Annotated in this window: 18 protein-coding genes and 3 pseudogenes; 14 read left to right on the forward strand and 7 right to left on the reverse strand. The window is 56.2% G+C overall.

Features of this window, described 5'->3' with window-relative positions; translation table 11 throughout:
* Positions 1–234: 234 nt before the first annotated feature.
* The 4 genes and pseudogenes from B5520_RS17960 to B5520_RS22800 all read right to left on the reverse strand — a co-directional run bounded on the left by B5520_RS17960 (position 235) and on the right by B5520_RS22800 (position 3,644).
* A pseudogene (locus tag B5520_RS17960) lies at positions 235–1,249 on the reverse strand (2,3-butanediol dehydrogenase).
* A gap of 153 nt (positions 1,250–1,402) precedes the next feature.
* Complete coding sequence (locus B5520_RS17965) at positions 1,403–2,386, reverse strand: response regulator (protein WP_079598442.1); 984 nt, start codon at positions 2,384–2,386, stop codon at positions 1,403–1,405.
* On the reverse strand, positions 2,386–3,351 hold the full coding sequence (locus B5520_RS17970) for a sensor histidine kinase (protein ID WP_079598443.1): 966 nt from the start codon (positions 3,349–3,351) through the stop codon (positions 2,386–2,388). The genes B5520_RS17965 and B5520_RS17970 overlap by 1 nt, the downstream gene beginning before the upstream one ends.
* A gap of 80 nt (positions 3,352–3,431) precedes the next feature.
* Entirely contained in the window at positions 3,432–3,644 is a 213-nt protein-coding gene (locus tag B5520_RS22800) for a hypothetical protein (protein WP_176156909.1), read from the reverse strand.
* 166 nt (positions 3,645–3,810) lie between these two features.
* Between B5520_RS22800 and B5520_RS23190 the strand changes: the two genes are divergently transcribed.
* Positions 3,811–3,945 (forward strand): hypothetical protein, encoded by a 135-nt coding sequence (locus B5520_RS23190; RefSeq protein WP_303048433.1) that lies wholly within the window; start codon positions 3,811–3,813, stop codon positions 3,943–3,945.
* 46 nt (positions 3,946–3,991) lie between these two features.
* Here B5520_RS23190 and B5520_RS17980 read toward each other — a convergent pair whose 3' ends face one another.
* Complete coding sequence (locus tag B5520_RS17980) at positions 3,992–4,213, reverse strand: hypothetical protein (protein ID WP_254865623.1); 222 nt, start codon at positions 4,211–4,213, stop codon at positions 3,992–3,994.
* Positions 4,214–4,249: 36 nt separating this feature from the next.
* Here B5520_RS17980 and B5520_RS22805 point away from each other — a divergent pair, with 36 nt between their 5' ends.
* Positions 4,250–4,453, forward strand: a complete 204-nt coding sequence (locus B5520_RS22805; RefSeq protein WP_176156910.1) for a hypothetical protein — start codon at positions 4,250–4,252, stop codon at positions 4,451–4,453.
* Between the two features lie 120 nt (positions 4,454–4,573).
* Here B5520_RS22805 and B5520_RS17990 read toward each other — a convergent pair.
* A pseudogene (locus tag B5520_RS17990) lies at positions 4,574–4,876 on the reverse strand (integrase core domain-containing protein); the annotation flags it as partial.
* A gap of 302 nt (positions 4,877–5,178) precedes the next feature.
* Here B5520_RS17990 and B5520_RS22490 point away from each other — a divergent pair.
* The 12 genes and pseudogenes from B5520_RS22490 to B5520_RS18040 all read left to right on the forward strand — a co-directional run bounded on the left by B5520_RS22490 (position 5,179) and on the right by B5520_RS18040 (position 19,999).
* Positions 5,179–6,129, forward strand: a complete 951-nt coding sequence (locus B5520_RS22490) for a GIY-YIG nuclease family protein (RefSeq protein ID WP_139386253.1) — start codon at positions 5,179–5,181, stop codon at positions 6,127–6,129.
* Complete coding sequence (locus B5520_RS22495; protein ID WP_139386254.1) at positions 6,126–7,328, forward strand: hypothetical protein; 1,203 nt, start codon at positions 6,126–6,128, stop codon at positions 7,326–7,328. The genes B5520_RS22490 and B5520_RS22495 overlap by 4 nt, the downstream gene beginning before the upstream one ends.
* A 135-nt stretch (positions 7,329–7,463) precedes the next feature.
* Positions 7,464–7,677: pseudogene (locus B5520_RS17995) on the forward strand (DeoR/GlpR transcriptional regulator); the annotation flags it as partial.
* Between the two features lie 474 nt (positions 7,678–8,151).
* The gene (locus tag B5520_RS18000; protein WP_368483728.1) at positions 8,152–8,406 is read left to right on the forward strand and encodes a hypothetical protein; all 255 of its coding nucleotides are present in this window, start codon (positions 8,152–8,154) and stop codon (positions 8,404–8,406) included.
* A 161-nt stretch (positions 8,407–8,567) separates the two neighbouring features.
* On the forward strand, positions 8,568–9,422 hold the full coding sequence (locus B5520_RS18005; RefSeq protein WP_139386255.1) for a hypothetical protein: 855 nt from the start codon (positions 8,568–8,570) through the stop codon (positions 9,420–9,422).
* A 703-nt stretch (positions 9,423–10,125) separates the two neighbouring features.
* Complete coding sequence (locus B5520_RS18010; protein WP_217700342.1) at positions 10,126–12,081, forward strand: DUF262 domain-containing protein; 1,956 nt, start codon at positions 10,126–10,128, stop codon at positions 12,079–12,081.
* 632 nt (positions 12,082–12,713) lie between these two features.
* Entirely contained in the window at positions 12,714–13,958 is a 1,245-nt protein-coding gene (gene dcm, locus B5520_RS18015; protein ID WP_079598446.1) for a DNA (cytosine-5-)-methyltransferase, read from the forward strand.
* Between the two features lie 78 nt (positions 13,959–14,036).
* On the forward strand, positions 14,037–15,848 hold the full coding sequence (locus B5520_RS18020) for a DEAD/DEAH box helicase (protein ID WP_176156911.1): 1,812 nt from the start codon (positions 14,037–14,039) through the stop codon (positions 15,846–15,848).
* Entirely contained in the window at positions 15,845–16,348 is a 504-nt protein-coding gene (locus B5520_RS18025; protein WP_079598448.1) for an EcoRII N-terminal effector-binding domain-containing protein, read from the forward strand. Before B5520_RS18020 ends, B5520_RS18025 begins: the two co-directional genes overlap by 4 nt.
* The gene (locus B5520_RS18030) at positions 16,338–17,918 is read left to right on the forward strand and encodes an ATP-binding protein (RefSeq protein WP_176156912.1); all 1,581 of its coding nucleotides are present in this window, start codon (positions 16,338–16,340) and stop codon (positions 17,916–17,918) included. Before B5520_RS18025 ends, B5520_RS18030 begins: the two co-directional genes overlap by 11 nt.
* 9 nt (positions 17,919–17,927) lie before the next feature.
* Entirely contained in the window at positions 17,928–18,833 is a 906-nt protein-coding gene (locus B5520_RS18035; protein ID WP_079598450.1) for an HNH endonuclease, read from the forward strand.
* Between the two features lie 8 nt (positions 18,834–18,841).
* Positions 18,842–19,999, forward strand: coding sequence for an RNA polymerase sigma factor (locus tag B5520_RS18040; protein ID WP_254865624.1), 1,158 nt, complete (start codon positions 18,842–18,844; stop codon positions 19,997–19,999).
* Positions 20,000–20,147: 148 nt separating this feature from the next.
* Here the strand turns inward: B5520_RS18040 and B5520_RS18045 are convergent, their stop codons facing one another.
* Positions 20,148–20,927 carry a carbon-nitrogen hydrolase family protein gene (locus B5520_RS18045; RefSeq protein ID WP_079598452.1) on the reverse strand — a complete coding sequence of 260 codons (780 nt, stop codon included), beginning with the start codon at positions 20,925–20,927 and terminating at the stop codon, positions 20,148–20,150.
* Positions 20,928–20,962: the final 35 nt, after the last annotated feature.

A 20,962-nucleotide genomic window follows, 5' to 3' on the forward strand; every position in this document is an offset into this window, starting at 1 on the left:
AAATAACGGTCTCGACAACCACTATTTTCCCAGTTCAGAGCACCCTTTCCCTGATTAACACGCCAGCCCCACAGACCCGCCATGAAAACCCCGGGCTAGGAGTTCCCCCGGCATTCCGTAGCCGGGCCAGTAGCAACATTTGGAGGACGACGGCGGGACTACGTTCCGCACTCGTCCTCCATCAGTGCCAGCGAACGGCAGCCGCTCCCCCGACGGGCGCCTGTCCACCGGAACCTACGGGTGCACCAGCACCTTCACCGCCGTGTCCTTGTGGTTGATCAGGGTGTCGAAGCCCTGCTCCACCAGGTCCTCCAGCGCGATCCGGCCAGTGATGAACGGCTTGAGGTCCACCTTGCCCTCCTGCACCATCCTGATCACCGCGGGTGGTCACGGACGTAGGCGATGGTGCCGCGCAGGTCGATCTCCTTGAGCACCAGCTTCTGCATGTCCACGGTGGCCGGCGCACCCCAGATGGCCACGTTAACCACCACTCCCCCGGGCCGGACGGCGTCGAGCATGGTGTCCAGAACGGCGTTGACGCCGGCGCATTCGAACGCGACGTCGGCCCCCGACCCGCCGGTCAGTTCCAGCACCCGCGCCGGAACATCCTCCTGGCTGGGGTCCAGCACGTGGTCGGCCACCCGGCTGGAGGTGGCCTTCTCCTTGCGCGCCTGGCTGAGCTCGCTGATGATGGTGGCCACGACCATGCCCTTGAGGACGGCGGCGGTGAGCAGCCCGATGGGCCCGGCCCGGTCCACCAGCGCCGTGTCGCCGGCTTCACGCCGCTGCGCCACCGCGTGATGCGCCACGGACAGCGGCTCGATCAGCGCCGCCTCGTCCAGCGGAATGTCCCCGATGGGATGCACCCACCGCGCATCCACCACGATCTTCTCGCTCAGCCCTCCCCTGCCACCGGACAGCCCGATGAACCCCATTTGCCGGCACAGGTGGTAGCTTCCCGCCTGGCACATGTCGCAGTCGCCGTCCACAAAATAGGGTTCGACGACGACGTTGTCACCAACTTCCAGCCCCTCCAGGCCATCGCCCACTTCCGAGACGGTCCCGGAGAACTAGTGCCCAAGCGTCGCCGGGAGCCCTCGTGCGACAGCGGGTGCGGATGGCCGGGAGCCGGGCAGAAGATGGGCCCTTCCAGGTATTCGTGCAGGTCTGTGCCGCAGATGCCGCACCACGCGACGTCGATCTTCACCGCCCCGGCGCGGAGTTCCGGCTCCGGGATGTCGATGCGGATGTCCTTGCGGGCGTGGAGTCGTGTCCGAGGTACTGCAGCTGCGGCCTAAGTACCGGCTGCACCCGGTACTCAAGGCCTACGTGACGGGATTCTGGCGCCCATAGCCACGGCTGAAGCTCCCACCAACCTCGCTCTTCACCCGTCGAGGGAGACTTATGAAAATGTTCCGGCAGGTATTATATTCGTCGTCCCATCACTCATTACGTTCACTACCCTCGATGCAACTTTTCCCGTTGCCTGGTTAACGCGCAGCTCAGTGCGGTGTGAGTTTCCGCAACAAGTACAGTCGGACCGAATGTATAGCTTCAACCTGCGCCATTCCGGAGTTTCCTCTAATCGCCGCTTAACAATATAGAACTCCGCGGGGTTGACTGGTTCAGCCGGAAGCGAGTAAGTTCGCTTTTCAACGTCTGTTTCTTCCTGCTCTTCAGTAGAAACACTTTTGAACCTGTTGGTTAGCACGCTTTCGAGGGAACTCGTCAAGGCCGCGATATCTCCAGATTTCAAACCTAGGCCTGCCTTCAACGTAGAAGTGCTTTCCTCTTCAAATTGCAAAACCGTTTTAGTCCTTGTCGTTCGTGTAAACTCTCGTTGCTCCCCAGCGTTTATCTCAAGTATCATGCGCCAAGAGTCCTCATCAATGTATCGAGAATCGACGACTTCAACGCCGGAAACATAGTACTCGACCGCGTGCTTCCAGGGAGCTCGCCACTGGCGCTTACGATACACGGAAGCAGGAGCTTGACTATGATCCAATAGGGCTGCTTCAAGCTGATAAGCGTGGAACCATTTACTGACAACTGAAGGCAGGTCAGCGACGCGCGCCTTATCCAAATAGTCGTTGTAACCGCTATGAAGAGCTTTTGCCACTTCATCCTTCTCCGCCTGACCAGTGAACATAATCGCCTTAACGCGAGCATCTTTGGCCCTGATTGCTCTGAACACAGAGGTGCCAGTTTCTGATCCTAGCTTTTGATCCAGAACAACCACCTTGATTTGATGATTCTCGATAATTTCCAGGGCCTCGCGGGAAGTTGCAACATGCTCAACACGGAATCCGGTCCTTTTGCGAATCAGGTTTGCATACTCGATGGCCGCAGTCGCTTCGTTTTCGACGATTAGAATTTCTATGCTCATTATTTTTTCTCCGGCAACTTGATCTGAAATGTGACTTGGTCGCCCCTGACCTCATGACTAATAGTGCCTGAATGAGCCGTAACCAAACGCCGGACTGCACTCAACCCCAACCCTTGGTGGTCTGGTTTTGTACTGTGGCCAGCATTGTATATGGAGTCGTCTAAATCATTACCACCAAGAGAATTCGTAACTGTCAAATGGAGCCACCCTAGGGATTCGCGACATCTAACCGATATCGCGCTTTCGTCAGGGGGCAAGTCGCGCGATGCTTCTACGGCATTTTCGATGAGCGGCAGCATAGTGGCCAGTATGAAAGTATTTGAGTAGCCTGGTACTTCGTCGGGCCCCTCATACGTCAGTTGGCCATCCCGCGCTTGGTACACGATCCCCGATTTACTGACCGCCTCGGACAGGAACTGGGAAGTCCACTCTTTGGACCGGGCCGCAACTTTCGAGAGTTCACTGTAGGCACCGATGAAGACTTTGCATATCTCAATGCTGGACAAGATTCGGTTCAACGACTGAATAGATTCAATGTCGCTGACACCTTCCACCCTCGATGAGTCAACTAAAACTAGGGTAGCGGCCTCAATTTGGCTGAGCGGAGTATTTAGGCTGTGGGCTATTTCTCCTACCACAGACTGGGAGTCTTCAGAGGTTGTGGGACGACGACTATTAGGATGATCACCGGCGGCCCTGTCTGAATCGGGATTGCTAACATTGACGTTTACGACCGGGGTAATCTCTCCGATACGGCGCAACACTTCCAGCATCAGCCTGTCCGGCTGCCGATCGTTGCTCTCACCGTAGCTGAAACGGTAGTCCTGCTCCTGCTGCCACTTACTAGTCAACCGCTGGAGATTGGAGCGCGAACGCCTGTTTTCGGCGCTTGCATAGAAAGCAACAAATAACCCTAGAAGTCCTGTAAGCAGGGCGACGATCGTGAGCACTCCTTGTTGATCCATGAGGTCTTTCTCCTGTATAAAACTGCTCTCCTTCTCAACCGGACTCGGAAGACGATTGTGAGAAGTGGTCGGTGGTACTACTAAAACAACAGTAAACGGAGCAGACTGATTTGGTGATGCCAGCGACGGCTTTCCGTCAGTGCCGCCACCGGCAGAGCAACCTGCGCTTGGTCGCGTGTCAGCCCGGAGGTGTTGAAGACGTGCTTGACCCGGCCTCTGTGCCGCTTATCCATCTCCGTCCAGTTGGCGGATCCAGATGTCTGCGGACCGCTCAACATCATCAGCGCGGACACGCTGCGGATGGTTCGGTACACGGTCCGGGTGGCGGAGTCAATGCTGGTAACGTCCGACGGCGGGCCTCCTCGGGTGCCTCGTCTTCCTTGCGTACGACCCGGCAAGTTGTCCGCAGGCCCGCTGTTAAGGTGGCCTCGCTGGAGCTGCTTGACGACAGGGCTGCCGATGTTTGCTGACGGGAGCAGCGTGCCGCTGACGCTGCGCCGGGCGGAGATCCTGGCGCTGCTGGACTCACGGACCCAGGGATGGAGCGCGGAGGAGCTGGCCTATGAACTCCACGGGGATGCAGGCACGCCGTAGGCCGTCCGGACGGAGATGTTCCGGGTGCGGTCGATGCTGTTGGTGTTCATGGGTGGATCTCCTTGACTGTGAACGGAAGCAGATGGTGGTGGTCGGCAGGCTCGGCGCCATCGCGCCGGTCTGTCTGGTCCGCGCCCGAGCCGCCGTAGCGGGTATGCAGCAGGCCGCGGCAGAAGTGGGCATTGCCGTCAATGGAAATGCGGGTGGAGCGGGCCCGCATCAGGGCCATCGAACTCTCCGCACGGTTCGAGGTGACGGCCTCCACCATCCGACGTGTCCTGGCTCTGCTGAACGGGCAGTGCCGGTGGCCCGCACCTACGGCGGGGGCGATGGCCTTGGGCGCGCACCCAAAGCGTCGCTCACGCAGCGCACCGCGAGGCCTTCAAGCAAAACACGCCGTCGCCGGCAGGGCGGCGTCCGTGCTAGTGCCGGGGAAGAACTCCTGCTCGACGCCGGCTCCACGGCGGGTGCCCTGGCCCACGAACTGCGCGGGTTCGACAAGCTGTAGGTGACGACACCGGGCGTCAACACCATGCAGAAACTCGCAGATTCCGAGGGCATCGTGGTGGACTGCCTGGGCGGCCGGCTGTGGAGTGTTTCCCAGAGTTTGTCGGGCCCCTAGTTGTACTCAGCCAGTAGGTTGGTTGCACCTGCTGATGGCTGGTTTGCCTCCGAGGCTGCCGTGGGGCCGGTGGTTGTTGTAGAAGTTTAGCCATGGCTGCAGGGCTTCGGTGCGTGCTTGGTTGGATGTGAATGGTTGGCGGTATGCCCAGCCTTCCTGCAGGGTGCGGTTGAAGCGTTCTGCTTTGCCGTTTTGCCAGGGATGGCGGGGTTTTATCAGGATGTGTTTGGCGCCCAGCGCAGCGAGTGCGTCCTGGAAATCGCCGGAGAGCCGGTAGGCGAAGGCGTTGTCGGTCATGACGCGTTTGACCGGATGCGGTAGTACAGGTTGAGGTGGCCGCTGTTGTCGGGAGTAGGGGCTAGCCGTCTCGCGCGCACCCCACGATCGCACAAGCTATCCCGAATTTTGGGGCAGGCATCGATGTGGCCGTTCAAAACCGTTCTGAGGAGAGCCGAGGAGGTTATTACCGACCTGCAAAATCGGTCAGTGTCCAAGTGCGGTGTAACGGAACCAGCCAGAAAAAGTATCCTTGCCGTAAAGTGCAGACTGCCCACGGAAAAGCCGCGGAATGAGTGATTCTTTGACTAGTAGGAGCTTGGGAGCGACCGGAGATGCGTGATACCTCAAGCCGCTTCCAACCGCAGGTGATTGAGATTTTTCTGCCCTATGGCGATCCAAAGTCGATACGACGTGCAAAATTCCCAACACAGAACATCGTGGTCTATGACATTCCGCGAAGCGACTTAGGGCTCTTTCTAGCAGACCCAAGCTCCCCATGCCCGGCCCTGTATTTTCTTATTGCTGACAAGTCCGGGCCGCTCCCTAGCTGCTATATAGGACAGACGGACAACGCCCGCCGTCGTCTAGGTGAGCATGAAGCTAGCAGGGATTTCTGGAGTCGGGCGCTTGTAGCGATGGCAACCGATGCCACTTGGGCATCTACCCATGTGACCTACTTGGAGCATGAGGCCATTCAGGAGGCCAGGAAGATAAAGCGCTACTCGATTGAAAATTCCGACAACGGCTCCAGACGAAATGTTCCAGATACGATAACGGCTGTTTGTGACCAGCATTTTGATACGGTGGCGGTCCTCCTCGCTACGCTCGGCCAGCCTGTACTCGAACCGATTTTCGGCCCCTTTCCATCCCATACCGGGAGTACTACGCCATGGGGATACTTCGTTAACGGCCTTGGTTCTAGAGCCCATGGAGTCTTCGGCCCAGAGGGCTTGGTCGTTTTCAAGGGTTCGCGGCTGCCTGTGCCTACGTATGACACGGATGCGGCAGGTGGAGAAGCTCTCCGACGACAACTTATTGAAGCTGAGGTCCTAGCTGAAGATGAAGATGAGAATATATTTTTGACCGACTACCTATTCTCCGTGCCAGACGACTCAGCTCTGCTCTTGGTTGGGAAACGGCAGCAGGCAGCACGACTTTGGACAGATGCGCAAGGTAGGACCTACGAGGAAGCTTGGATGGCAGGAATCGAGGCGGTTATGAGCCAACCTCTTGGACCAACAGCAGGAGAGAAGCACCCCCATGAACCGGAGGTTTCTTCATGACCTCCCCGCATCCAGGGATCAACCTGCTGTCTAATCAGCAGTGGATGGCCCGCTATGGCACCTACTTGCAGGTAGGCGACGAGATTATCCACGCTAAAGTCACTGACGGACTGGCTGCGCTAATTGATAGCTTCGACATTGAGAGCCAAATCGAGAGCATGCTCCGTCAGTTCGACGACATGGCCACAGGCTATAGCCTGGAAAACGGCGTCGCCTTTGTATTTCCATATGAGACACTAGTTCCTTTGCCTCCAGGCTACAGCAGTAACCGGATTTCTGTTCAAGAACAGGAGGTCCGGATCGTGCAATTTTTGAACTTTTCAACAACTATCCACGCAGGAAGCTTGGCCGCACGAATAGGGCATTGTTTCGCCATTGTGTGTGTATTCGGTTTACGGCCGACACCTCTTAACGCTATCGGTGCGCTCAACCGCGGCGTTGAGTATGCTAACGATATCCTTGGAGCTTACAGTCTCGCACGCCATGACCATGGCATTTACACTCTCACATTGGGCACTCTTCCGAGCTATATTCGAGCATTTGAAGTAGATGCGGGGAATGTTAGGACCATCAAATTCACAGGAGCGGTAAGGCCCAATGGACAGGATGTAGCGGATCGAATTTCCAAGCGAGTTCTGATAGATGATGATGAGCTACAACGTTTTAGAAGGTATTCCGAGGAGCTCCCGCTTCGTCCTGCAGAACGCTATCTCGCGAATTTAATGAGGACCTGCATTACTAAGTTATGCCTGCAGGATTATGATGGTGCAGTCTTGGACAGCGGAAGGTTCGCTGAACTTGCCCTACGGCTTGTGGCCAGTCGTATCTCCTCTCTCAAGCCAGAGGAGACCGTGGACAACCAAAACCTCTTCACTCGGGGAAAGAATGCAAGGCCTGGGCTGCTAAATCACATCGCTCGAGAACTCAAGTTCACCGGAAGTCACAAGATCAGTCTTTGGACAAAAAATGCGAGAGATCTCAGAAACCGTCTGACACATGGTCTCCTATTTGAAACGATTTCCGGCGACCAGGCGCACGCGGCCGTTAAGGCCGATCTAGAACTTGTACAACTGGCCGTAGAAAAGCTTCCCGATGCCGACTGGAATATTAAGGTTCTCGCAGTAGGAGCAAACATATACGGCAATATATTTTCACACCGAACAACAAAATCTCAACGGAATCGTCAGCAAGGGCACTAGCCGTGAAACGAAAGCTGGTAACGGTCTGAACACATAGCGCGCCCATGGCCCAGTTCTTTCCGGGCTGGCCGGGGAAGAACTGCGACCTAGTGGCCGCCGCTTACCACGACCAAAAGCACGGGCCAATGAAGGCTTGACCGCGTGTCCCTGGGCGCCGACGCCGTCACCGCCGAGGACGGTATCTGCGAAACCGATCGTGCCCAGACCCGCTTCAAAGAGCTCACCGCCCGCCGCGACCGGGAAGTCTAGGTCCTGGCCGACTCGTCCAAGCTGGGCCTGGGGCCTTCCACGCCTGGGCGCGACTGGCGTCGCCTAGACCCTCGTAACGGACGAGGGCGCCGAGCCCTAGCAGGTGCAGAAGTTCGGGACGCTGGGGTTGAGGTTGAGCGGCTCTTCGTATTTAGGCGCGGTTTGTCTGTTTGATCCGGTAGGGGCGTTGGCCGACGGCGACGAGTACGCGTCCGAGCCCGGTGCTTTGATGCCTTGACCCGAAGGTGGACCTTAGTATCGCACGGGACCCTGTACTGAGTAGCTGCGTCACGTTTCCCGTGTTTAGTGAGCGAATTCTCTTGTGGTTCATCGGTTCGCCCTTCGGAAGATCACCTGCCGCCGCTGACGGCCGGAATACGTTTCGGCGCAGCCCTGCCCCCGAAACCAACGGGTGCCGGCAGACAACCCTCCAACGGCTGGCCGAAATAACGGCTTGAGCCGGCGTCAATAGCAGGCAAACCCACGGTCGCTGTTGGCCGCTACCTGTCTTTTGGGCTCGAACTACCTGTTCCTCGGGTCCGAACTTCAGTTCTTACACGGCTTGTAGTGTCCGGTGGCGGCCGCCCGCTCGCCGGCCCGTCTCAAGGAGCTCCTGGCCGGCCGTGGCCGGGAAGTGTATGTGCTTGCGGATTCATCCAAGCTCAGCCTGCGGCCGTTCCACGTCTGGGCCCGGTTGGCGCTCCTATGGATCTTGGTGACCGACGACGGCGCCGACCCCGAGCAGGTGCAGAAGCCTGCGGCTTCCGGGCTGCAGGTTGAGATGGGCGTTCGAGCCTCCGGAACCCTTACTCACGGCTCTAGAACCTAGCTATTGGACGTCGCTCAACACCCGATCTTGTCTCTAAAGATCTCTCGCCGAGTAAGGCCAAAGCATTTTCCGGAACGGCTGCCACCTGTACTTGCGGACGACTCATGGCCCTGCTCAACATCTAAAATAAGGGCTGGTCCATCCACTTTGAAGGAGTCCCGTTGGCAACATCCGTGAACAACCAAACCAAGATCAAACCAAGAAAGGTCTTCGTGATATCGCCCATAGGTGCAGCCGGCAGCCCCGTGCGAAAACATGCGGACCTCTTTCTCAAATATATCGTCCGTGCAGCACTTCCCGAGCCTGCTTATGCGGTGGAACGGGCGGACGAAAATGACTCTCCCCTAGCTATCACAGCCGCCATGCTCAGTTCGCTCCTGGAGGCAGAGATCTGCGTTGCCGACATCACGGGTCGTAACCCAAACGTCATGTATGAACTCGCCATCGCTCACGCTATGAACAAACACGTGGTGATCATGGATAGCGATCCTGAAAGTTCACCCTTTGATATTCAAGACATGCGTGCCGTTCCCTACGGCCTGATGCCTGACGAGGTTGAGGCTGCGGTGCGGCAGTTGCGCCAGAAGGCTGAGCATGAACCCAGTCACAGCACTTTTCGAGACATGATGAATCCAGTTGCCGTGGCCTTCCGAAAGTGGACCGACCAGAAACGGGCCGAAAGTGCGAGTAGCTCCTCAGAACAGGCGCTCCTCCGTATCGTTGAACGGTTAGAGCAAAAAGTTGAACGAGCAATATCACCTCGGCCTCGAGTCAGCTCGATTCCAGCAGCTCCATACGTCAACGACCAACAGGAACGGGACCATCTCAAGGCGAAAGCTAATGAAAAGCTGAAGACGCTAATGAGCCGCCGCGACTTAAGTACAGACGGTAGTGCGGAATTTCGTGATTGGGTTGCGCAAGGGACCGCTCTTCTTTCCGGCCCCTGCAGCAACGCCGAGCTGAGAGCTTGGTTGGTCGATGCGGACATCCTCCTTGGTGACCCTGCAGGTCGGTGAAAGTCCCGGAATTAGCGACCTCAAGCAGCAGGGCGCGTAGGGCAGCAGATGGGTCCCATATAGCAGGTCATGCCAGACGCTTCCTGTAGGGTCGCCATCCTACAGCGGTCAATAGTCGAGTTGACCTCGCAGCTGAAAGGCTAAGGCCATCAGAGTTCCGCCACGACGGTCGATTGGTTACGACCGCGGCCAGTCATCTGACCCGCAACTTGAAGACGTCAGGAGGGATCTTGTCGACTCTGAGGGCATCGAGGCGGACTGCCTAGACGGCCGGCCCGCGGAGCTTTCGACAGAGTTTGGTGCGGGCGCTGGTTGAGGTGGTGCTGGAGCGGATAAGTTTCGCCCGAGTGTTCCTGGGCGCCGACACCGGAACCGCCGAGGACGAGGAGATGGGCGCGGATCCAAGCGAAGGTGCAGAGTCTCGTCCCAGAGGCCGCGGGAGTGGTCCCACCATCCACCCTTCCGACGCCCCTACGAACTGTGCAGGTTGTGCCCTCACTTGAAGAACTGCTGTTGGTATCCGCCAGCCTCGACATCGCGCCCTTCGCGACGCGGTCGAGCTCGTTCTGCTGCGCCTTGACCTACATCAGTTCGCCGGAAGTCTGACCGCTGTAATTCACGCTGCGACTCGGCCGAAACGGGTCTGATCCGTGGGCGGGCAAGTACTCTTAGGAATTAAGAGTCAGTAGACGGCAACATCATCGTGTCGTTCGTATTAGTGGGGGCGGTAGCTGTGGAATTGCAGCCTGAAAAAGAGAATCTGGACCGTACGTTCTCTCAAACGGTTTTCCATATCGATTTCTACCAGCGCAGTTACAAATGGAGCGAGGAGCCTGTCCGACGACTTCTCGATGACATATTTTTTCCCTTTGACGAGTTGTGGAAGAAGTACGAGGCTCTTGAGCCTTCTGTCTCGAACATAACCGAGCGCTATCCGTGGTACTACCTAAATACCTACGTCACTAACACAATCGACGGACGCGTATTTGTCGTGGACGGGCAACAACGACTCACCACCGTGACGCTGATTCTCATCAAGCTCTATCACCTCGCTATCGCATTCAGCTCCGAACGTCGCAGCTGGATCGAAAGCAAAATCGTAGGTCACTCCGGCGACGGGCTGAACTTCTGGATGAATCATGAAGATCATCTCCATGTACTGCGCGCCCTATATGCAGGGACACCGGCTGACGACATCGACACCAGTTCTGGCGTCACGGCCCTCAACATGGTGGATAACTACAGCCTGATCGCGGGCTATCTCGACAACAAACTTTCCGATTCGCGTCGGTTTGAGACGTTCGCAGTCTATTTCTTGAAGCGTCTTGTCCTTGTGAACCTCGAAGTAGGTTCGACGGACGTCCCAATGGTCTTTGAAGTCATCAACGATCGCGGCGTTCGTCTTAAGCCCCATGAGATCCTCAAGGGCAAGCTCCTAGGACAGGTCGACAAATTGGAGATTTCGCAACTGAATCTGAATGAATTGTGGGACTCGCGCATAGAGGAACTTTCGTTCTACGGAGATGACGTTCCTGACGATTTCTTCCGCACCTGGCTTAAAGGCCGCTTCGCCGCGACACGTGCTGCCGGTCGCCGCTTCGATGGCGACTACCACCGCGAAATGTTCACGTACGAGATGAATCAGCTACTGAAGCTTGAGCACGATGCAGTCGCGGTCAAGAAATTCCTGCTTGAAGACTTTGCTTACTATTCGCGGCTGTTTCTTAGGGTTCAATTCCTTACGAGAAAAGAGACCGCAGAGTATGAGGGCATTTACTTCAATGGCGCAGTCATCAATAAGCTTGATTCCCAAGCATCCTTAATCTTGGCAGCATGCTCGATTGACGACCCTGAAGAAGATGCGAAGATCGCAGCCGTTGGTGCCGGCATAGATAAAATGTCAACGTTACTGCGACTCCAGGGTGCATACAGCTCAAATGAGTTCCTCGACCGCCTGTTCCTTGTTGCCGCCGATCTCCATGGTCAGAATTCCGCTGAAATTCCCGATATTTTCGAACGCCATCTGCGGGCGGAAATCGCTATACGCCGCGGCATTGAGCACCCGGGAGCCTTCAACCGCCAGCTTTTCAACACAATGACTGTCGATCGGTTGGGCAGTCGATTCACGAGATACCTCTTCGCCCGGGTGGAAAAGTACATCGCGCAGGGCATGAAGAAAGAAATGAAACATCCCTTCGAGGACTTGGTGACCAAGACGGGCTATAAGACAGGTTTCCATATCGAGCACATCCTGTCATACAACGACGAAAATCGTTCCCTCTATGGTGAGGATGACGAACGATTCGAAGCGGAACGAGGCCGCCTAGGCGGAATCCTCCTCCTGCGCGGCCGAGACAACATCTCGAGCAATAATGAGTCTTACGCCAACAAACTTCGTTCCTATGCCAACAGTCTGTATTGGAACGAAACGCTGCGTTCCGACACATATAAGAGCAAAAAGGACTTTGCAGACTTCATTCGAGAAGAAAGCCTCAATCTACGGTCTCTCGAATCTTTCGGCCCCCAAGAACTGGCGGAACGTCACGAGCTGTTGGGCGAAATTGTCCAACGCATTTGGCCGGTCTTGGCTTCGACTACGTCCGGTGCATCTCCTACGGAGACGCCTGAGCTTGCTATCGACGAACCGGCTGACGCCTAGCGGCAGTGGCGGTGATGTTGAAAGTATGCAGCCTACTGCCAAGCTCAGGGGTAGATGCTGGTCTTCGGTTCTGTCGGTGGCATAGAAACTATGGCCGGCCGTTCTTTGATCTCTGCCACGCCAAGACTTCCCGACTCGCCGGCAAGTTTAGTGGCAAGGTGATGAGATGCACCGGCTTTGGCACGCTTAGCTCTTTCCCCGCGAGAACTACTGGCGGAGCAGGACCATCGGCGTCCCCAATATGCCGTGATTTCCACGTCTTAGCCGAATTACCACTAGTAGGCGAGCATAAGACAGTCCAGTGAGAAGTTACCGCGGCTCGTCATCTCCGTACTCGCTCCAAGTGAGGGAACATTGCAATTGGGCAATGAGGGGCCCGTGCTGGAAGCCGATCGAGCCTACACTGTGACGGCGACCTCGACATCGGCTATGCCAATGGCAACGGTCATGAAGGAGCTCTCTATACCCTGCCGTCAATGGATTCTGTGCTACGGCGCTTGGCGGATATAGCGTCCTGCCTAACATGCATTCCGACCCAGGGTTTGCGAGGAGACAAGCATCACCCAACTTGGCAGGCTCGCTGGGAGCGTCTTGCGACATTATGTCGGGGCACTGGCCCAGAATGGATGACTATGAAGACTGAACTATCTGCAGCAGCGACGCGCCGGAGACTGACCACTCTTGCGAAACTGCACGGCACCCGTGAGGTAGCCCAAGTACTCGGACATTCCACGAGGACGGTGGAGCGTTGGATTTCGGATGTGACGCCTGTTCCTGCTCTGCTGGCGCCAGCCCTGGACAGCTTTTATGGCCTCTTGCCGACAGATGTCGTCGGTACATCGGGAAGCTACAGATTCGTCGACCTCTTTGCTGGCATAGGCGGTATCCGCCTCGGCCTAGAAGCCGCCGGTGCCGAATGCGTCTTCACAAGTGAGTGGGACAAGTTCGCTGTCAAGACGTACATGGCCAATCACGATTCCCGTCACCAAGTCTTGGGTGACATTAACTCGGTCGACGCAGCTGACGTACCCGACCACGATATCCTTGCGGCAGGTTTCCCCTGCCAGCCCTTCTCTCTGGCTGGTGTATCCAAAAAGAATTCTCTTGGACGTGACCACGGGTTTTTGGACAAGACCCAAGGCACGCTATTCTTCAATGTTGCAGAGCTTATAGAGAAGAAGCGACCCAAAGCATTCTTACTCGAGAACGTTAAGAACCTTATTAGCCATGACAAGGGCCGTACCTTTGCCGTCATTAAAGAAGTTCTCGAGAAGGATCTGGGTTATTCTATCCAGTACAAAGTAGTTGATGCCAAAGGATTCGTGCCCCAGCACCGCGAAAGAATATATATTGTCGGTTTTGAGTCAAAAGTGGCATGGGACTGGAATTTGGTGACACCCAACCATCGAGTCGATAAGCTCGGACGCATCCTGCATTCCGAGATCGAACCCGTAGAGGCGGACCTTCCATATTTGGACAAATTCGGGCAAGTTGACGATCGCTACGTACTCAGCGACAAGCTTTGGGCGTACCTCCAGGCCTACGCCGAGAAGCATCGTCTTGCCGGCAACGGTTTTGGCTACGGTCTTGTTGAACCCGAGCACACGACGCGAACCTTATCAGCTCGCTACCACAAGGATGGCTCCGAGATATTGGTCTCCCGCGGGCCCCGAGGAAACCCTAGGCGTCTAACTCCCCGCGAGTGTGCTCGGTTGATGGGTTTCCCAGATACATTCCGCATCCCTGTGAGTGATACGCAGGCCTACCGTCAGTTCGGCAATTCGGTCGTCGTACCCGTAATAGAAGCACTGGCAAGTCAAATGATTGACCATTTAGATAAACTCACGGATAAAGATCGGCTAGCGGAGGCATCATAGGTAATGGCTGTTGGGGGGACATGGAAGTCCGACTCTGCCAAGGGACTCGTCTTCCAGACAGAGTTTGGCATCTTACCCGTGAAGGGTATCGATGTTTGGTCGGCGGAATACGAGGGACTCAAGGAGATTGAAGGCCACGCGTGCAGCAGGCCGTCAACCGACTTACCGGACTTGGAGTTTTCGGCCGACCTGCTGCAGCTCCAGCCGGTAATCGTGGCCACCAACACAGGACGGACCTCCTTGGCGCTGCAAGCGATCAACGCCGTCAATCAACCTCTGGTGGAGTCTTGGCCTAGTACGGACCAGGACATCATCGGGACTCAATGGTTCGCGGTAGACCAGGATGACGTTACTCGCAGATCCGAAGAACTTGCTTCTCGTGGAATTTCTTTATTGCAAGAACTTACTGAAGCGCAGGAACTTTGGTTGCTTTGGCATAGCAACCTCGATGTTGAACATCTCAGTGGTGAGTTCCCGGACATAGTTGTGGGGCCACGAGTTGACGAGGCGCCGAGCCTACCAAGCGAACTAGTGAAAGCAACTTTGTACCCGTACCAAACGACGGGCATATCAAAACTGACATCTATGGCGAGCCAAGGACTGGGTTGCCTTCTCGCTGACGAGATGGGCCTTGGCAAAACCATCCAAGCAATAGCTGTGATGTCGTGGATGAGCAGGAACGTTGGATCGCCATCACTGGTCGTAGCTCCCTCCTCGACAACGGCGAACTGGTGCCGAGAACTTGGTCGGTTCGCGCCCCATTTGAGCGTTTACGAGCACACAGGGTCCCAGCGAACCGGCGATCCATCAGTTCTTAGGAACGCGGACGTCGTCGTGACGTCCTTTGACCTTCTCATTCGCGATGAATTCCTGATGCGGGAGATCGAATGGAAGACTATATCTGTTGACGAAGCGCAAAACATCAAGAACCCGCAAGCACAACGAGCACAGGTCTTAAAGCGTCTGCGGTCGCGGACAAAAATGGCAATCACCGGTACACCGATAGAGAACTCGCTCACTGATCTCTGGTCTATCATGTCGCTCCTTGCACCAGATCATTTGTCATCTCTCGACGACTTCAAAGTCCGCTACCCAGACGAAACTCATGCCGCGCTTGAGCTGGGCCGCAGAGTAGCACCTCTGATAATTAGGCGGAGAGTCAATGAAGTTGCCGGGGACCTTCCGGCACGCACCGATGCTCTGGTACCTGTTCACACGAGTAACCTGCTCGCACTGGAATACGAGCGAGTACGGCTGGACGAATCGCTGGCTCCGCTAGCTAAGATCGGCTATCTTCGGCAAATCTGCTCAAGCTTACGGTGCTTGGACAACAGCAACCCTCCTATCACGTCCGGAAACCCCAAGTACGAACAGGCCTTACAGATTATCGCCGAGGCCTTCAGTCGCGACTGCAAAGTCCTCCTCTTCGCTTCCTATACTCCGACCATCGATGAGATCCAACAAGATCTTGGCAGCCGCTTTGCTTCTGCGCTGGTATCTCGCCTCGACGGCCAGGTACCAATTGGGGAACGGCAATCGACCATCGATGCATTCACCGACTTCTCGGGCCCGGCAATCCTGGTGCTCAACCCTAAGGCAGCTGGAGTCGGGATCAACATCCAAGCGGCCAACTACGTTATTCATTACACTCCGGAATGGAACCCCGCAACTATTGACCAAGCTTCGGCGCGCTCCTATCGGCGAGGACAAAGCAAACCCGTCTTCGTCTATTCGCTTTACTATAAAGACACCGTAGAAGAGCTGATGCTGGAGCGAGTCCAAGCCAAGCGAGTTTTGTCAGCGCATGGGCTGAAGGCGGCCGAGGAATTACCGAGCAATAGAGAGATTGACGAGATGCTAATGCGGAGTCCCAAGGAGAGTTCGGTATGACCGCCACGGTAACCACATCCGTGAGCAAAGTACTCACTCCTAATGACGTAGGGTCGACAGGTTCTCATCAAGCCGGAATCGCAGTTCCTAGACAAGATGAAATGTTGGCTTTCTTCCCCGCGCTGGATGCCACCGAGTACAACCCAAGACAGTCGCTGCTATTTCGCGAAGTAAGCGGCATTGATGAGTGGCCCCTTAACTTTATCTACTACAACGGTAGGCTGCATGGTCGCTCCACTAGGAATGAATATCGGCTGACGGGCCTGACGCCATTTTTCAAAAAACACAAAGCCGCGGTCGGAGATATCTTGCAGCTTGGCAAGACGCAAACTGGACGATGGACGATCGAAATAGTTCACTCCCAGGAACGTACCGCCGCAGTTGAGGTTCTGCCACCTTACTCCTTCGAGATAAACGGCGATGCATCTCTAAATTATGAAACAATCAAGCTCTCCGGCACTTGGAGTGCGGTCTCGAGAAGGAAGAATAGTGTCCGCTGAATTATTCGAAGTAACCCCTGATCCGGAACGCATTACTGAATCGTTGCGTGACACCGGCTACGTACTAAACACAGCCGTTGCTGACATTATCGATAACTCAATCGCTGCCGGCGCTGACTCTGTTTTTGTGGAACTGAAGCTGGATCCTCGCGGGAATGTGCGCTTCAGCGTCACCGATAACGGAATAGGGATGGATCGGAACGGACTTGTTAATGCTCTCAAGTATGGTTCCGCTCGCCGTCCCGATCCGTCCAGCCTTGGCAAGTTCGGATTGGGGCTCAAGACTGCTTCCACGTCCTTTGCACGGCGACTTAAGCTGACCTCAAAGTCCGAAAACGGTATGCCCGCTGCGACAGCAATCTGGGATTTGGACCTGGTTCCAGTCCAAGGATGGCAAGTATCAGTCGATTCGCAAGCGGACCCCATTGATGCTGGTCTGTTGGAAAAGCACACTGCGGGCACAGGTACGGTCGTGCGCTGGGAAAAGATCGACCGATTGATACGTGACTATAAAAACCCTTCGGGCGATCGCGCTCATGGTGCCATAAAGAGACATGTCAACTCCCTGCGTGACCATCTAGCGATGGTATTCCAACGGTTCCTCGATCCTGAAGACACACGTGCGGCCAACGTCAAAATCTCCGTAAACGAAACGCCGGTTGATGCCTGGAATCCTTTCGGCTTCGGCTCTGACAAACTACTCGACGCGTCTATTCCCGTTGATCTTGGCGACAAGACCACGACAATGCACCTCAAAGCCTTCGTCCTTCCCCGCAAAACCGAGCTCCAAGCAGCCGACGGGGACGGTGCGCCAGCCTTGGCGCGGTTGGGAAATAAAACACAAGGCATATACGTTTACCGTGAAAATCGACTAATTCATGGGCCTGACTGGCTCAACATGTGGGCACAGGAACCCCACTTCACCTTGTGTCGTGCCGAGCTTTCATTTGATCATGAGCTTGATCTCGCGTTCCAAGTTGATATCAAGAAATCAACCATCATCTTGGACACCGCCCTTGCAGACGTAGTCTTTAGAGCCCTCACGCCGCCTCGACGTGCTGCCGAGGCCCGCTACCGCGATGGTCAGCGCTCACGCGCTAGAGATATGTCCGATCCGGAGCTGCATGCACCTTCAAATGCTGCTATCAAGGACAAATCTAAGTCCATACCCAATGCGACGCTGCAGTCAACGGACGAAAGTTCGGGAACCGCAGAAATCCGGAATGACCATGGTGTCGTGAAAGTCGATTTCGTGCAATCGACTTCCGGAGTCTTCGTCGAAGCCGTTGATGAGCTTCGCGATGGTATCCTCTACCAGCCTGCCTACATTGGGGACAACCCAGGAGTCAGAATCAGCAAATCCCACCCTTACTATGAGAAGGTCTACCTTCCGAATCAGGCCTCAGGCAACACTATTCAGGCACTGGATTCACTTCTTTGGGCCCTGGCGTCCGCCGAGTTCCGGTCTGCCCAAGACTCAACGAGGGAAATCTTCGAAGACATCCGGTACGACGTGTCACGAGCCCTGAAGAAGCTCGTGGAGGATCTTCCCTCCCCGGATTCTGAGTAGGCCTCCTCCATGAACGCGAACGCACTCGCTCGAGCACTGAGCAGTGCCCTTAGCCTTCCGATTACTGCAAAGTCTGATGCCCGTACGGGGACAACTGAATTCCGTCTTGAAGGAATGTCTCGTCCCCACGGTTTCAGTATCGTAGTGACGCAATTGCTGAGCCGGGTCAAAGCTGAACTGCAACTGGACCGACTTGCTGCGGATCTTCTTCGAGTGATCGGAGAGGCCGCACCTGAAAGATGGCTCCAAGTGGCTGAGATAGCTCGCGCGTACGAGTCCCTAGGAGCGCAGTTTCAAATACTCGTCAACGGATCCAGCGTTGATGCCCTAACTTCAAAGGAACTGACTGGTAACGTCCGTACCTTTGCGTGCACGGGCAGCTTGATGAGGACATCGGTTGATGAATCCAACTCCGATGTTTTCATGGTTTCCGAGGCGCTCTTTAGCTTCATAATCTGTCTCCTCCCTCTTGATGCCGATCAAGAGACACCACCGGAACTTGGGAACGTCGATTTTACCTTTGCTTCTGAGGGTCAGAAGTATTCCGTATTAGCTACTAAGTATGAGCGCAGCAGAGCCAACCGTGCTGCTGCGATAGCAGTGCACGGTAACTCCTGCGTTGTCTGTCAATTCAGTTTTGACGAGAGCTACGGCGACCTTGCTCGCGGCTACGTTGAGGTGCATCATTTGGTGCCAGTAAGTTCGATGGGTGGGGCCCGTCCTGTAGACCCGATTACGGAGTTAGTACCACTCTGCGCCAACTGCCATCGCATGGCGCACAGACGCTGGCCGCCTTACACGCCTCAAGAGCTTTCAGAAGCGCGGATGCATTCGGCTTCGACACAAAAGCACTTTCAGCAGTGTGTAGGCATAGTGTCTGAGCCCGACATTAGGATTTCACCAACGGAATCATAGGGGGCAGCGTGAAGTGGGCAGAGGAGCCATCAGACTTGGCTTCGGATGACGCAATAGGAAATGTTGAGGCGCGAGCCAGCAATCCAGAATGGATTGAAAGTTTAGTTGTCACCCTGAGTGGAACGCTCGACGGCGGGCGTAGTGCCGCCAGACGGCAAAGTACCGTGCCTCTCGCCGTTTCATCCCCAGCCCCAGGTCTCTCGAACCATGATGGAGACGATGGCGACGTAAAAGTTCAATCCGTAGTGTCGACAGGCGCCTCGGCCGACCCGGTCAAGGCTTACCTCAAGCAGATCGGCAAGGTCGCACTACTGGATGCCGAGCAGGAAGTGGACCTTGCCCTCCGGATCGAAGCCGGACTGTTTGCCGAAGAGAAGATCAAGGCCGATGAAGGCTCGATGAACCGGAGATACAAGCGTGAGCTTGAATTCATCATTCACGACGGAAAGCGTGCCAAAACTCGCCTCCTCGAGGCCAACCTCCGTCTCGTCGTTTCGGTGGCCAAACACTACACCGGCCGCGGGATGCTGTTTTTAGACCTGATTCAAGAAGGCAACCTAGGCCTAATCCGTGCGGTGGAGAAGTTCGACTGCACTAAGGGTTTCAAGTTCTCCACCTATGCAACATGGTGGATCCGCCAATCCATCACACGCGCGATCGCTGACCAAGCACGCACCATCCGCATACCTGTTCATATGGTTGAGGTCATTAACAAGCTGACCCGTCTACAGCGGCAGATGCTGCAGGATCTGGGCCGCGAACCAACGCCCAAAGAGCTGGCACTGGAACTGGACATGACACCCGAAAAGGTGGTCGAAGTCCAGAAATACGGCCATGAGCCGTTCTCGCTAAACATCATCATCGACGAGCAGGAAACCGAGTTGGGAGACATTATTGAAGATCCTGATGCGGTCGTTCCTGTTGACGCTGTGAGCTTCATCCTGCTGCAGGAGCAACTGCACGATGTGCTCGATACCCTCTCAGAGCGCGAGGCGGGCGTGATTGCCATGCGGTTCGGTCTAACCGACGGACAGCCTAAGACTTTAGACGAAATCGGCAAACTCTACGGCGTAACACGAGAACGTATACGACAAGTTGAAAAGTTAACCTTGGACAAGTTACGTGACCCGTCGAGGACAGCAATCCTACGCGATTATACGGACTGACCGCGGCCGCGATAAGTACTGGCTGCCGACGTCGTCCGCGCTGGAGGCCAATTTGGATTTCTCTTGGCAGGTAGACGACGAGTGTCTTAGCAGGTACTTGCAGAAGCGCGCCACGCGAAGGTGATGTCCGGCTGCCCTTAATGAGGTACTACAACCTTCTTTGCCGGAACATCGGGAACGACTCCCGCGCCCGGTCCACGGTCTCCAGCGACACCTCCGCCGCCCGCACACCGGGCACCAGACCAAGGTCAGCCTCCACAACCCCCATCGGGTCCACCAACACACTTCTCCCCACGGAGACCGGCGGTGCCTGGCACACCCCCGCCACGTACACGCTGTTCTCGATCGCCCGGGCAGCGTTCAGCGCCAGCCACTGCTCCGTCTTCTGCTCGCCTGGCACCCAGGACGAGCAAACCAGCAGGACCTGCGCGTCGGCGTCGGCCAGTGACCTGGCCAGCTCCGGGAACCGCAGGTCGTAGCAGGTCATCAGCCCGAACCGAACTCCCCCGCACTCAAACACCACCGGGGCGGTGGACGGGCCGGGCTTGATAAACGTCGACTCCCCGAAGCCCTGCGCGTCGAACAGGTGGATCTTCCGGTAGAACGCCAGCAGACCGCCGTCGGGCCCGAACGCCACCAGCGTGTTGTACGCTCTGCCCGGCTCGTCCGAGGTTTCCACCACGCCCGCCACCAGCGCGATGCGGTGGCGGCGGGCAATATCGGCGAGCTCCTGGCAGACGGGCCCGTCCAGCGGCTCGGCCACCGCGGGGAACGTTGCGTCCACCTTCTTCTTCTCGTAGGTGGCGTACTCAGGAAAGGCGACCAGCGCGGACCCGTCGCGCGCTGCCTTGGCGGCGAAGCGGTCGATCCCGGCGAGGTTAGCCCGGATGTCGGCGCCCGACTCCAGCTGCCCCAGCGCTATCCTCACGGCTGCTCCCTCCCTCGGCCGAACGGCCACGCTAC

This window comes from Arthrobacter sp. P2b (assembly GCF_900168295.1).
In the GTDB taxonomy this organism is placed as follows: Bacteria; Actinomycetota; Actinomycetes; order Actinomycetales; family Micrococcaceae; genus Arthrobacter.

Bases quoted from the DNA above. Each gene is read 5' to 3' on its own strand.
- dcm (WP_079598446.1), top strand. From the start codon at position 12,714: ATGAAGACTGAACTATCTGCAGCAGCGACGCGCCGGAGACTGACCACT.
- B5520_RS17970 (WP_079598443.1), bottom strand. From the start codon at position 3,351: ATGGATCAACAAGGAGTGCTCACGATCGTCGCCCTGCTTACAGGACTT.
- B5520_RS23190 (WP_303048433.1), top strand. From the start codon at position 3,811: ATGTTTGCTGACGGGAGCAGCGTGCCGCTGACGCTGCGCCGGGCGGAG.
- B5520_RS22495 (WP_139386254.1), top strand. From the start codon at position 6,126: ATGACCTCCCCGCATCCAGGGATCAACCTGCTGTCTAATCAGCAGTGG.
- B5520_RS22490 (WP_139386253.1), top strand. From the start codon at position 5,179: ATGCGTGATACCTCAAGCCGCTTCCAACCGCAGGTGATTGAGATTTTT.
- B5520_RS17980 (WP_254865623.1), bottom strand. From the start codon at position 4,213: ATGGTGGAGGCCGTCACCTCGAACCGTGCGGAGAGTTCGATGGCCCTG.
- B5520_RS18035 (WP_079598450.1), top strand. From the start codon at position 17,928: ATGAACGCGAACGCACTCGCTCGAGCACTGAGCAGTGCCCTTAGCCTT.
- B5520_RS17965 (WP_079598442.1), bottom strand. From the start codon at position 2,386: ATGAGCATAGAAATTCTAATCGTCGAAAACGAAGCGACTGCGGCCATC.
- B5520_RS18025 (WP_079598448.1), top strand. From the start codon at position 15,845: ATGACCGCCACGGTAACCACATCCGTGAGCAAAGTACTCACTCCTAAT.